The organism is Natrinema sp. CBA1119 (genome assembly GCF_002572525.1).
Taxonomy (GTDB): domain Archaea; phylum Halobacteriota; class Halobacteria; order Halobacteriales; family Natrialbaceae; genus Natrinema.
In genome coordinates, this window is record NZ_PDBS01000008.1 from 299,577 (window position 1) to 312,565 (window position 12,989).

The window sequence follows — 12,989 nt, forward strand, 5'->3', positions numbered from 1 at the left end:
TCTCTGTTTCAGTTTGCGGAACACGAAATGTGAACGGCGTTAGTCGGCACCCGTTGGGGCTGCGTCGGCCGCAGCGCGCTTGCTGCGCCAGACGCCCTGCAGGTAGGCGCCGGCGAACATACCGGCGAGTGCCCACAGGATCGAGACGTTGCCGACGCCGAGGCTGGCGTAGGCAGCGCCGGGACAGATTCCCGAGAGCCCCCAGCCGACGCCGAAGATCGTGCCGCCGATCAGAACGTTCCGGTCGAACGGCTTCAGCCGCCGTTCGTACCGGTCACCTGTCAGCGGCGCGCTGTCTCGGATCCGGGGCATCACAGCGAAGGCGATCCCGGAGACGATTGCAGCGCCGAACATGACGAACAGCAGTCCGAAGTCCTCGAACTGCAGGAAGTTCAGCACGACCTCCGGACGCGCCATCTGGCTGAACCCGAGCCCGAACCCGAAGATCAGGCCGCCGACGAGGATCAGCGGCATGAACAGCGGGTGACGGTTCTCGCTCATGGCGACACCCCCAGTGCCGCGACGATCTGTGCGGTCACGATCGCGACCGTCAGGAACGTCGCCACGCCGACGAGTGAAGTCTTCGACGCCGAACCGACGCCGCAGACTCCGTGGCCGGACGTACATCCTTTGCCAATTCGGGTGCCGATCCCAACGAACACGCCGCCGACTAGCAGCCGCCAGGCCTGCACGTCGGTCGACCAAAGCGTCACGCCGCCGACCTCGTACAGTTCGCCAGTCGTCCCGGGCTGGTAGAGCGAGGTTGTGATCACTCCAGACTGGACCGTCGCTGCGAACGCCAGCCCGCCCAGAATGATGCCGAGCGTGAACACGACGCGCCAGTCCCGGGACGAGACGTACTGCTGGAACCGCGATTGCCCGGAGACATACGACAGCGTCGACTCGAGGAACGTGCTCGCTCCGGCCGGGATGCCGGTCCCTATATAGATCACGACCGCGCCGAGACCGACGAGTAACCCGCCGACGGCGTAGCGACTGATCCCGTTGGGGAACAGCTCGGCGGCCAACTGGAGTGGGACTGGATCAGCTACCATTGGGCGTTAGTCACCGGCGAGCGATTCCTGGCTCGCGGCGCAGTTGTTCGGACCAAGCTCGAGTTCGAACGCCTCCTCGTCGTCGGCCTCCTGCTGGCCGAGGTTCGTCGGAATGATGTCCTCGTAGTTGGCCGGACGGGGCGGCATGTCCGAGAGGATCAGTTCGACGAACTCGTCTTCGTCCATCGTCAGGGCGTCCATCTCTTCCGTGAGCTGGCCGACCGGTGCCGTAAAGGTGCCGTCGTCGGCGGGCTCGGCTGCGTCGCTGAAGTGCGCGCCGCCGATGAGCGTGTCGTCGGGCAGGGTCAACACGCGTTCCTGCAGCGACTCGTAGAGCTGACTTGCGGCCTCGGGTGCGCCGTCGTCGCCCTCCTCTAAGTCCGGGCGGGCGACGCTCTCGACGAACAGCCCGTCGCCGGTGGCGAGCAGCGAGTCGTCGATCAGGTACGAGGTCATCCCGGAGGTGTGGCCGGGCGTGTAAACGGTCTCGATCGTCGCGTCACCGACCGCGAACTCGTCGCCATCTGCGGCCAGCGTCATTTCGTCGGCGTAGGTGACGCCGCGGTCGACCGCCGCATCGGGGATGACGCCTTCGACGCCGTCCGCGTCGAGATTACGGACGCCCGAGATGTGGTCCGCGTGGATGTGCGTGTCGATCGCGTACTGCAGGTCGGCGCCGAGGTCGTCGACATCCTCGAGGTAGCGATCCGTGAACGCGCGCAGCGGATCGATCACGGCCGCTTCGTCGCCGTCGACGATGAGGTAGCCGAGACAGCCGCTCGAGGGCCGCTGGTACTGATAGAGCGTCCCCGAGCCGTCGTAGCGTTCGACTTCGACGCGCTCGTAGATGCGTGCCCAGCCGTTCATCCCGTCCTCGAGGTGATCGACGTCGTAGCCGCGCTCTTTCAGCGTCCCGGCGACGTACTCGCTCGAGCCGCCCTTCGCACAGAGAACCGTAATTTCGCGGTCGTCGGGGATCTGCGCAAGAACGTCGTCGTCGATCTCGTCGTCCAAGAACTCGAAGTACGGAATGTTGATCGACTCGACGGTCTCACCGTCGATGCTCCACTCGTCGTACTCCGATTCCATACGAGTGTCAAGGAGCGTGACCTCCTCGCCCGCATCGATTTGCTCTTTCAGCTCCTCAGAGCTGACCGATTCGATTTCGACATCCGGCATTGGCAGGTCCATGTCGTCCATGTTGTACGGTTTCCAGTATCGGCTACTGGCACTTAAGGGTTTGCATAGTATTTCGCAATACCTACAATACATTGAGCACAGCAAGTACGGGACAGATCGACAGTGGTTAGTGTTGTTTGTGCGCTAATAGGCGTTAAAACCACTAATACTGTCGCATACCTTCGTTTAGCGGTCGGTGGGGGTGTTCATGTATTGTACAATAATCGATGCCCTTATGTGGCACCGCCCAATATTGTATGATAGCTCCAATACGGGGCACAGGAAACAATGAGTTCGGAATACCAAACCACTGAGACGCTAGACGTGAAAGGACAGTCGTGCCCAATGCCCATCGTGAAGACCAAGCAAGCAATCGACGATCTCGAGGCCGGCGACGTGCTCGAGGTTGTCGCAACGGACTCGGGCAGCATAAGTGACATTCAAGGGTGGGCCGACGGTACCGGCGGCGTCGAACTCCTCGACCAGGTCGAGGACGGCGATCTCTACACCCACTACGTGAAGAAGACGGAATAATGAGTACGGACAACCCAACGACGTCGGCCGACGAGACGGACGCCGAGTTCGACGCCGCCGAGTTGCAGGCGCTGCGCGAGCGCGTCGAGGAACTAGAAGAATCGATGGCAGCGGTGGACACTGGCGACGACCAGAAGAAGATGACCATCGTCGCGACGCAGGGAAGTTTCGACATGGCGTATCCGCCATTGATCCTCGCGAGCACGGCGGCCGCCTTCGGCTGGGATGTCGTCGTCTTCCACACGTTCTGGGGCTCGACATCCTCCACGAGGAGAAGTCGAGGGACCTCAAGCTGAGTGCCGTCGGGAATCCGAATATGCCGGTTCCGAACGCCGTCGCCGCACTCCCCGGGATGGACGCGATGGCAACGAGGATGATGCGGAAGAAGATCGACGAGAACGGGACCGCCACCATCGAGGAATTGATCGATCTCTCGCTCGAGAGCGGCGTCGACCTGCAGGCGTGCCAGATGACGATCGAGCTCATGGACTACGACGAGGACGACTTCTACGACGGCGTCACGACGGGCGTCGGCGCGGCCACCGCGCTGCAACACATGGCCGAATCCGACATCCAACTCCTCGTGTGAACAACCCCGGTCTATTCGCTTCCTCCGGTCGATCCGTGACAGTAATTGCCGAATCAACTCGAGACACGGATTGAGACAGCGCTGCAGTACCGGTGCACTGATACTCGAACTCGAGGATGCGACCCCACTGACCCGGTTGATCGAGCGAGGCTACTTTTGTGGGGTTGACGGTGAACTCCGTGTGACGGCGCCAGAAGACGATAGTAGCCGCTGAAACGATTCACACACTGATCGCACAGCCATCGTGCGATCAGGCGTGCAATGACGTTCAGTGGCTACTATAGGTGAGTTCAGCAGATTGAGTCTGCCATTCTGGCGCTTCAGTCGGCGCGTATCGGTGCTGAACCCGGAGTGTACGTGCAAAATCGCCTCACATCGTCCGCGCGAACACGATGAACAACGCCAGACCGACGCCGACCAGGAAGGTGAGTATCGAATGTTCCGTCTCGTAGGACTGTGCTTCAGGGAGCAGATGGGCTGCGGAGACGTAGATCAGCACGCCCGAGACGAATCCCAGCAAGAGGCCCAGATCGCTTTGTCCCAACCCGCTCACCAGTGGATAAGCGACGAAGGCACCGATCGCTGTCGTCAATGCCGCGATGAAAAACGCGTACGTTGCCGCCGTTCGTTCCGTCACGTCCGCCTTCAGCAAGACGAGATACGTGATGACCCCCTCAGCGAATTCGTGGACGACCAGTCCGGTTCCGGCCAGAACGCCGGTCAGCAGCGAGATGTTGAACGTGACGGTGTAGACGACGCCGTCAACCAGCGAGTGAATCCCGATGCCCTCCGCAGCAGTTACCCCGAACGCGAGCGTCTCCGCTCCGGTGCGACGTTTGATCACGTGGTTGGAGAGATACATGAAGAGGAAGCCAGCCAAGGCGGTGAAGCCCGCGTCAGCGTTGTTTTCGACCGCGTTCGGGAGGGCATGAATCAACGGCGTCGTGATAAGAATCCCCGCAGCAAGGCACATGAGAGACGGGAGCGATCGTTCCGCCCACTCCCGGTGTCGAAATATCGCGATGATTCCTGCACTATTCACCAGCGCCGCGATAATGGCAAACGCTGCAATCCAGTAGAACTCATCTGGAAACGCTACCATGGCTGATTCCTATAGTAGCCACTGAACGTCATTGCACGCCTGATCGACCGACAGCTGTCCGATCAGTGAGTGAATCGTTTCAGTGGCTACTATATTTTCGTTCGGGAGTCTCAACGACTCGCTCTTGGCCACGAGAAGAGACATCTGACTCGCCAATTCGGGACGTTCTGGCTGTCTCATACCGAAAACTACAGTGGTTGAATAGTAAAAGCAGTGTTCGTCCGGCTGGAATCGTCTTGGACCCGTGTACACTGTTGTACAGAAGCGATGCCGCCGTTGGGCACTATAGGCCTTGTTGAAATCCTCAATCGGTGACAATTCTCAGACTACCTGCTGAATACATAGCGCGTATCTCATGTCCCCACATCACGGATTACTGAGAGAGGCTTTAGCGGGGTGTTTGATCGCTGGTCAGCGGGGGTTGTGAGGCAGTTTCGCACAACGGCTCCTACGCGGTAGCGGTAGGCGGAGAACACAGCACGAGCCTGCACCGAGAGTAAATCATATCCCAATAGGTATGTGTAGAAGCCACTATACTATACACGATGGAACACAGGAATCAGAATCATCGGACGTGCCGTCGAGAATCAGCTCTCATTCCCGCTATCGAGAGAGGCACAGACGCTCTGACTATCGCAACCAGTCCCGGTCGCCGAGAACGACGATGACACTCTACGATCGCGTTGCAGACCTGACACTGAGGATCGAAACCACTGACCGGACCAGCCGTCGCCGAGAGCTGGCAGGCGATTTCACCCGCGTTACGTCGACGCTCGTCCTGCTGGCCGGAGACGAGTTCGGCGCCGGGGAAGACATCACCTACGATACCGTCGATCACGAGGTGTTGCCCGAGCCATCGGTGTTCGACCTCACGGGCGAGTACACGCTGGACGAGTTTTCCCGGACGCTCGAGGACATCGACCTCTTTCCGACGAAACCGCCTGAGCGGGAGATATCCCGGAACTATCGGCGGTGGGCAATGGAGAGCGCCGCGCTCGATCTGGCGCTCAAGCAAAACGATACCACCCTTGCGTCGCTGCTCGGTCAAGAACGGTCGCCAGTCCGATTCGTTGCCAGCACCCGATTGCCGGACGGAAACCCGACGCGAGTCGAGGAAACGCTCGCGGTCAACCCCACTTGCGAGTTCAAACTCGGTCCGACCGCTGCGTGGAGCGAGGAGACGTTCGCGACGCTTGCAGCGACTGACGCGGTTCGCGTCCTCAACCTGAACGGGCAGGCCGAGGGGTTCGTTGGGAGACAGCCTCCGGATTCCGACCGCTATCGGCGAGTTTTCGAGACGTTCACCGATGCGCTCGTGGAGGATCCGGCCGTCTCCGACGACGTCCAGAATCTGCTTGCAGCGAACGCGGACCGCCTCTCTTGGGACGCGCCGATCCAAGGGGTCGCCGACCTTCGCGACAGACCCTTCGAGCCGAACTGGTGTACCATCAAGCCGTCGCGGTTCGGAACGGTTCAGTCGCTGTTCGAGACGATCGAGTACTGCAACGATCAGGGGATCAGTATGTATGGTGGCGGTCAGTTCGAACTCTGTGTCGGCCGCGGACACATACAGTTGCTCGCGTCGCTGTTCTACCCCGACGGTCCAAACGACGTAGCGCCGCGCGCATACAACGAACCGGAGGTTCGAACAGAACTGATCGAGAGCCCCCTCGAGCCACCGGCCAACCCGGACGGACTGGAGTGGAAAACGCTCGAATAGACGACGCTCTTTCGCGGGGAGTATCCCGCGCTACTCACACGTTATGTTTCTCAGCAAGGGTTTCAATACGGCCGCTCTATACGAATCAGTTAGACGGATTCTTGACCGTGTCGTTGCCAGCGTCTCGTAGTGGCTTCGACGCTCGATTCTCGCCGGACTGTCTTTCGGCAGATCGCTAGCCAATCAGACACTGACTGGCCAGTATACGATTCGACGCCGTTGTATGATCGCGCCTCGCTCCCCGCGCTGGAATCGGACGTGCGGACCGTCGTACAAACATGGTTCAGACACGACGATCACACCGCTGTTGAGCTGTTCGGCTGTTCACTCCCGCTGGTGTATTTCACATTTAATGCGCACGACCACTGCGCAGGGTCGGCCAGCTACGAGATGCCCACCCTCTGTGTCGTGCCGGTGGTAACACTCGTGCTGTCGTGTGCTGTCAGTACAGTTCGTGGGTCTCGAACCGTCGTATCGCCCTGTGATAGGCGCGCCAGGCGACTAGTAGCCCACCGAAAGCCAGCAGCATGCCGAATCCGCCCTGGAAGGCAGTGAGCGGGAGTCCCCGAATTGTCGCACCAGCATCGTTCAGCGACAGCGCGAGGGTGGTGAGCACTCCGCCGTTGGCGACCAACCCGAGAATGAGTCCCGGAACGTAACCGATCCCAGAGAGCGCCAGCCTCACCAGTTCCGGTGCTGCCACGAGCCCAACCAGCGCCGCGCCGGGAAGCAACAGTGACACAACGTGAAGCACACCTGCAAGCAACCGGGGTGGTCGTACTCCGTCGCTGTTGCCGATGCGAATGGCGCTGTAACGCGGGAGCCACATCCCGATTATCGGTGCGAGTGTCGCCCCAACGACGGTGAGGAAGCATCCGATCAGTGCCAGCGCTATCGCTGCCAGTAGTCCGTATCCTCCAACAAGTGCCATACCAAGCGTGACGACGGTGATGGCGGGCGTGAACAGCAGACTCGGGACGATGAGTCCGCGGACGAACGCCCGACCCGAAACGGCGGTCAGGGTCGTCGGCAGGACGGCTCCCTCGTCGCCGAACGGGTTGAGACCGAACGCCGCGCCGGCGGCCCACCCCAATAATACGGCGGTAGTTGGTCCCAGTATCGCGAGCGAGCCGTACCCCTGTAGCATCATGTTCACTACTGCCGAGCCGCCTCCGAATACCGGGATCAGCAGGAAGTTTAACCGCTGGGGTTCCCGACGGGCTCGCAACAGGGACCATTCAGCAACGTGACGGGTTGGACCGGTGATGAACGGTACGCCGAGGGGACTGATGGCCCGCTCGAGGGCTCGCTGATCGCCCTCGGTGCGGGTGGAGACGGAGGGGTTGTCGGTGTCAGAAACGTCGATTGGTTCGTCGAACCAGAACGAGGTTGCAATATGCTCGGCCAGCCAGCCTCCACCGACGAGCACCACACCAACCGTGGCCACTCCCCCGAAAGCATGTGTCGACGACCAGTCGATGGGCGTACCAACCACCAGCAAGTCCGCGAGCCACCCAGTCGGGATCACTCCGAGCGTGGCTTGACTGAGAGAGATGGGCAGTTGCGGTACTTGGAACAAGAAGTAGATGCCGAAGAACAGCATCATAACCGTCCCGCCTAGCACGCCCTTGTGACGAGCAACGAACGCCACCTTGGCCACAAGCCATGCGGCACAGTACCCTAGCAGGCGACCGGCCGTGACAGCGCTGGCGACATACAGACTGCCGACCAGCGGGACTGTCAGAAGGGTCAGTGGTGAACTGAAGGCGTACGCCCCGGCAATGGCGAGGAGGAGGCCGACCGGAAACGCGTACGTCAGCACTCGCAGGCTTTCGGCGACGATTCCCCCGACGACGGCGGTTCTAGGTGAGACGGACGTCAGCACGAACGCATCGGCGACCGGTTTACTGTGTGCCGTTGTCGTCCGCTGGGCGAGCATGAATACACCAAATATCCAGAGCATGGCGAGCGTTCCTCTCCCGACCCGATTTATCGAGACCTCTGGATCCGTCCCCCGGAGTTCTGGAACGAACAGGACCGCGAGTCCCGTTAGCAGGAGCGTCGGGAGCACGACACCGCCAGCCATCAAGATCAGTCGACCAGTGTCGTCCCGAATCGCCCGGACAGAACGCTGATAGTCGAACCAGCCCATCCGAATGGCATGCCCGAACCAGCCAGATTCAGCCATCGGTGTTCTCCTTGACGTCCCGCTGGCTATCGGTATCGGCGACGCTGGCCTCACCGTCCGCCGTTCCCACGGTACTGCGCTCGTCGGTCGTGAGTTCGAGAAACGCATCCTCCAGCGAGCGCGTCTCACCGGTCTCTGCGCGGCGTTCGAGAGCAGTGGGCGAACCTTCAGCGACCACCCCTCCGTCGTAGAGAATTCCGACCGTGTCGGCGACCGCTTCGACAACAGGGAGGATATGCGTCGAGAGAAAGACGGTCGTTCCCGCGTTGGCGAGTTCCGTAATCATTCTCCGGAGCGTCCGTGCAGCGCGTGGATCTAGCCCGGATGTGGGTTCGTCAAGGAAAACCACATCGGGTTCGTGGAGGACGGCCTGTATGTAGGCGGTTTTCTGCCGCATTCCCTTCGAATAATCCGCGATCCGCGTGTCAGCATCCGCCGTGAGATCTAGTTCGTCGAGGAGTACATCGATTCGATCGCGTGTCGCTTCCGTGGGGAGATCACGGAGGCCGGCGGCGTACTCGAGCTGTTCGTAGGCCGTCGCCTGGTCGTACAGTGGTGGTTCCTCGGGCAAGTATCCGATGTGCGTGCGGAGGCCGTCTCGGTCCGTGATTGAGACGCCAGCAACGGAACCGGTTCCCCTGGTTGGACGTATCAGTCCAGTTAACAGTCGCATCGTCGTGGTTTTCCCTGCGCCGTTTGGCCCGAGAAATCCGTAGACCGATCCACTTGTGATAGAAAGATCTAGACCACTAATGGCGGTCGTATCGCCATACCGCTTTGTTAATCCTTTCGTGAAGACGGCAGGCTGATCGCTCATAGGATGGTGTTTTACACGTATCGTATAACCTTTATCGTAATGCCTCGAGGATGGTGATAAACAGACACTCATCTAACTTAACGTCTTCATCATCGACGGACCTCGAAGGAATAGTCTCGGACGGCATTGCTTCCGTCGCGTCCCACAGTGGAAACGGTATCTGTGGCAGTCATCGGTCGCGCAGTCTATCTCGAGCTGTCGCAAACCGAACGGGGTCCGTGTGGTCAGCCGCAGCCATCTCGTTCGCCGACTCGAAATGGCCCCGTGTTCATCAGAAAAGACACCAGCGCACGAGAGAGGTGCATAGAGACCACGTAATGGAAAGGAACTATGACGTATCTCCGTAATATCGTTCACACAATTCGGGAATAGAAAGCATGGTAGTATCACTCTTCATGGAATGGCGTCACGTTTGCTTCGCCAATTGGCCAATCGATCCGGGGCTCGTCGAGCCACACCTCCCGGAACGACTGACGCTCGATACCCGGGATGGGCAGGCGTGGCTGTCGGTGGTACCGTTTACGAATGTCGACGTTCGACCACGGGTCTTCCCCTCCGGAACGGGAGTTCCACTCCCCGAACTCAACCTTCGAACCTACGTTACGTACGATGGGAAACCAGGAGTGTACTTCTTCAGTCTCGATGCTGATGGCATCGTGGGAGTTGTTGGTGCCCGCCTCTTTCACCACCTCCCGTACTACTACGCCAACATCGATCTCACCGAAGAAAACGGACGGGTTCGATTCACGTCTCGTCGCCGTCACCCTGGAGCAAGACCGGTTGCGTTCGAAGCGACGTACGGACCGAGTGGCGGTCGAATCGATGCGAAATCAGGAACGCTCGCTCACTTCCTTACGGAGCGGTACCGCTATTACACCGAAGCCCCGAACGGGGCCATCCGTTACGCTGACATTCAGCACGAACCATGGCCGCTGTACGACGCTGATGTCAAGATCGGGGATAACAGGCTTTTCGAGGCAAACGGGTTCACGACTCCGAATTCCGATCCGGTTCATCTGTACAGTCCCGGCGTCGAGACAATCGCTTCCAAGAGCAAACGGACAACTGCGCCACACTTTCTGTGAAGAGTCTATTTTAGCTGTAATTGAGGGCGGTAAGCCCCCTTCCTCAGCGAGCGCCGACGGCGCGAGCCGGGAGGGGTCTGATCGGGTGGGCAATGACTTTCAGTGGTTACTATACAATAAATACACGATTTGGAATTGATTTCTGAAGAAACTGATTTGACGGAGTTGGACGCTCTTATCTCGGTGGAAGTAGAGATGGATAGTAGTAGATTGAATATGGGTATGTGTTTACCCCGAAGTCTCGACAGCCGGCACAGCGTGAGCCCGTAAGATCATCTCATTGTTGCTGACGACTCGACGAAGTTCTTCGTAGGGATTGCGTCCCTGCTGGCGCCATGTCGCCAGCAGGGACAAGAGCGTCTCGTGAACGAACATACCTCGGTCGTTACGGAGTGTGCCGATGATTTTCCGGAGAACGACTGGTTCACGCAGTGCGTTCTCAGCTGCGTTGTTCGTCTGGGAGACCGCTGGCTCACCGACGAAGGTGAGCCAGTGGTCGATCCCTCCTTCGATCTTCCCGAGTAGTGTTGCCACTGTTTCGTCGGTTACTGACCGCTCAACGAGCGATCTAAGCCCGTTCTGGCATGATCGGTGCATCTGTGCTCTCTCACGAGGACTCGGGTCGGTCTCCAGCCACGACTGGAGACCGACGAACATCTGTTTGAGATACCGGTGAACCGGCTCTGCCTCCTCGTGGTCACTAGCAATGTCCTCGGCTTCCCGGAGAAGATGTGCCCAGCACCGCTGAAGATTACTGGTGAACGCTGGATACGCCGTCCACCCATCGCAGATGACCGTTCCCGCGAAGTCCTCTCCGAGGACTTCCGCGGGGACATCGCTCCCACGACTTTCTCTTACGGCGTACAGTGTGTGCTCTCTCGTCCGAAACGTCCAGATCCACGCTTGCTCACCCTCGCGTTTGATACCAGTTTCGTCGACGTGAACGATCTCTGCTTGCTGAATCTGTCTTCGAATCTGTTCATATTCGTAGCGACCGGCGCGCGCAGCGCGCTCGGTCGCGTGCCACGCGGACGCGCCTGAGAGTTCTAGCCCGTGCAGTTGCTCGAAGCGATCAGCGATTTTCCGGTAGGGAAGGCGGTGATCGTACCGAGAAAGTGCTGCTTGAGAGATGACGTTCACCCCGAACTGCCCCTCATTGGGGCAGTCGGGGTGTGTAGCAACAGTTTCTGTTCCACAAGAGTCGCACTGGTAGCAGTGGCGGTTGTACTGGGTGACTTCAGGAGGCTGCGGATCAGGAACCTCCTCAACGAGTCGGGGGCTGACGCCCACCGACTCGTCGAAGTGTTTGCCACATTCGGGACAACAGTCACGGGTGACTTCGATCTCTTTGTCGGGACCAGCTGTTACACGCCACTCTGGATCATGACCGTCCTTCCGTCCAGGAGTGCCGCCGTCGGTTCGAACATTCTCGTCTTCGTCGTCCTGCGAGGTCGGGGACTCGTCAGTCCCCGACCGTCGCTTACTGGGTGGCGTGTGCGGATTTTCGTACTTGCGAAGACGTGTTTCGAGTTCTTCTATCCGCTCGTCCTTCTGATCGACTTCCTGTTGAAGTTCTTCGACTTGTTGTTCAAGTTGAAGAAGTCGAGAAAGGAGCTCTTCTTTGGTGAAATCGTCTGCGTTCACAGACTCCACCAACGAGTTATGACAGCAGAGGCAACGGGATGGGCTCCGCAGTGGAGCCCATCCCTGAGAGTCGTATCCGATGTCTGCTGCCTGTTCATATCGTGTCCGTTGAACGCTTCCTACGAGACAGTACCGAAATTAGCTCGGGCTAAACACGTACGAATATGGTAGCCGATCAGAATAGCCAAATCGATCAGGGCGTCGTTGACGCTATTACCGCGCTCGGAAATGCCAAACGGCTGGAAATATTACTCGCGTTGGATACGGTGGAACAAGAACATCAGAAACCATGGCATACGATGTCCTTTACGGAACTGTACGACGCGGTTGACGTCGATAGCACGTCTCAATTTTCGTATCACCTCGATCAACTCGTCGGACAGTTCGTCAGTGAAACGCCTGATGGATACCGACTTACATATAGTGGGAACAAAATCGTTCGTACGGTCGTCTCCGATGTGTATGAAAGCACTTCCAAATTCGAAGACAGCGAAGTCTCCGGTACCTGTTTGTTCTGTGAAGAGGCGTCACTTCTAGCAACACTTGACGCCGAGCAATTCCGTATTCGCTGCACCTCGTGTGACGCGATCCTCGTAACCGATTTCTTTCCGAAGAGTCAGACGCGTGGCCGGACAACTGCAGAGATTCTCGAAAGCGTTGGCTACCGCATCTGGAGTATGCACATCCAGCTACGAGGGGACGTTTGTCCGGAGTGTTTTGGCCGCGTTGATACGGCTTTTGATGTGTACGAGCACAATGGGAAAACACATCACCTCTATAGTAGTACGTGTCGAGAATGTAAACATATAATAAGCATTCCAATTGAAGTGACGGCTGCGTTTCACCCAACAGTCCTCTACCAGTTTTGGGAGCACGACATTTCGCTACTGGACGTTCCACTGTGGGAGTTTTTCGAGTATATTACATCTGACGTAATTGTGACGAATATCGTCTCCGATGATTCGGTTACAGCTACGTTCGAAATTACGCTGAACGATGAGACGATTCATCTCAAGATGGACGATACAGGAACAGTTTCAATTAGAAAGTGAGGAGACGATTCGTCGACTTCTTGC

At 58.6% G+C, this 12,989-nt stretch carries 11 protein-coding genes and 1 pseudogene; 5 read left to right on the plus strand and 7 right to left on the minus strand.

Annotated elements, in window-relative coordinates:
* Nucleotides 1–39: 39 nt before the first annotated feature.
* Genes CP556_RS23640 through CP556_RS23650 form a run of 3 tightly spaced genes read right to left on the minus strand, consistent with a single transcriptional unit; the run spans nucleotide 40 to nucleotide 2,255 of the window.
* On the minus strand, nucleotides 40–501 hold the full coding sequence (locus CP556_RS23640; RefSeq protein WP_098728039.1) for a YeeE/YedE family protein: 462 nt from the start codon (nucleotides 499–501) through the stop codon (nucleotides 40–42).
* On the minus strand, nucleotides 498–1,055 hold the full coding sequence (locus CP556_RS23645; RefSeq protein WP_098728040.1) for a YeeE/YedE family protein: 558 nt from the start codon (nucleotides 1,053–1,055) through the stop codon (nucleotides 498–500). The genes CP556_RS23640 and CP556_RS23645 overlap by 4 nt, the downstream gene beginning before the upstream one ends.
* A gap of 6 nt (nucleotides 1,056–1,061) precedes the next feature.
* Nucleotides 1,062–2,255 (minus strand): MBL fold metallo-hydrolase, encoded by a 1,194-nt coding sequence (locus CP556_RS23650; protein WP_098728041.1) that lies wholly within the window; start codon nucleotides 2,253–2,255, stop codon nucleotides 1,062–1,064.
* A 267-nt stretch (nucleotides 2,256–2,522) separates the two neighbouring features.
* Between CP556_RS23650 and CP556_RS23655 the strand changes: the two genes are divergently transcribed.
* Entirely contained in the window at nucleotides 2,523–2,768 is a 246-nt protein-coding gene (locus tag CP556_RS23655) for a sulfurtransferase TusA family protein (protein ID WP_098728042.1), read from the plus strand.
* Nucleotides 2,768–3,357 (plus strand): annotated as a pseudogene (locus CP556_RS23660) (DsrE/DsrF/DrsH-like family protein). Before CP556_RS23655 ends, CP556_RS23660 begins: the two are co-directional and overlap by 1 nt.
* Before the next feature lie 370 nt (nucleotides 3,358–3,727).
* On the opposite strand, the gene CP556_RS23665 reads toward CP556_RS23660, so the two are convergent.
* On the minus strand, nucleotides 3,728–4,459 hold the full coding sequence (locus tag CP556_RS23665; RefSeq protein ID WP_098728043.1) for a ZIP family metal transporter: 732 nt from the start codon (nucleotides 4,457–4,459) through the stop codon (nucleotides 3,728–3,730).
* A 664-nt stretch (nucleotides 4,460–5,123) separates the two neighbouring features.
* Between CP556_RS23665 and CP556_RS23670 the strand changes: the two genes are divergently transcribed.
* Nucleotides 5,124–6,179 (plus strand): enolase-like domain-containing protein, encoded by a 1,056-nt coding sequence (locus CP556_RS23670; RefSeq protein ID WP_098728044.1) that lies wholly within the window; start codon nucleotides 5,124–5,126, stop codon nucleotides 6,177–6,179.
* Between the two features lie 442 nt (nucleotides 6,180–6,621).
* Here CP556_RS23670 and CP556_RS23675 read toward each other — a convergent pair whose 3' ends face one another.
* Together CP556_RS23675 and CP556_RS23680 are read right to left on the minus strand one after the other, a co-directional pair.
* Nucleotides 6,622–8,367, minus strand: a complete 1,746-nt coding sequence (locus CP556_RS23675; protein ID WP_255291586.1) for a hypothetical protein — start codon at nucleotides 8,365–8,367, stop codon at nucleotides 6,622–6,624.
* Nucleotides 8,360–9,184, minus strand: a complete 825-nt coding sequence (locus CP556_RS23680; RefSeq protein WP_098728045.1) for an ABC transporter ATP-binding protein — start codon at nucleotides 9,182–9,184, stop codon at nucleotides 8,360–8,362. The genes CP556_RS23675 and CP556_RS23680 overlap by 8 nt, the downstream gene beginning before the upstream one ends.
* Nucleotides 9,185–9,561: 377 nt before the next feature.
* Here CP556_RS23680 and CP556_RS23685 point away from each other — a divergent pair, with 377 nt between their 5' ends.
* Nucleotides 9,562–10,269 (plus strand): YqjF family protein, encoded by a 708-nt coding sequence (locus CP556_RS23685; protein WP_176548330.1) that lies wholly within the window; start codon nucleotides 9,562–9,564, stop codon nucleotides 10,267–10,269.
* Nucleotides 10,270–10,497: 228 nt separating this feature from the next.
* Here the strand turns inward: CP556_RS23685 and tnpC are convergent, their stop codons facing one another.
* Nucleotides 10,498–11,913, minus strand: a complete 1,416-nt coding sequence (gene tnpC / locus CP556_RS23690; protein ID WP_098727245.1) for an IS66 family transposase — start codon at nucleotides 11,911–11,913, stop codon at nucleotides 10,498–10,500.
* A 164-nt stretch (nucleotides 11,914–12,077) separates the two neighbouring features.
* Between tnpC and CP556_RS23695 the strand changes: the two genes are divergently transcribed.
* Complete coding sequence (locus tag CP556_RS23695; protein ID WP_098728046.1) at nucleotides 12,078–12,965, plus strand: ArsR/SmtB family transcription factor; 888 nt, start codon at nucleotides 12,078–12,080, stop codon at nucleotides 12,963–12,965.
* Nucleotides 12,966–12,989 lie beyond the last annotated feature (24 nt).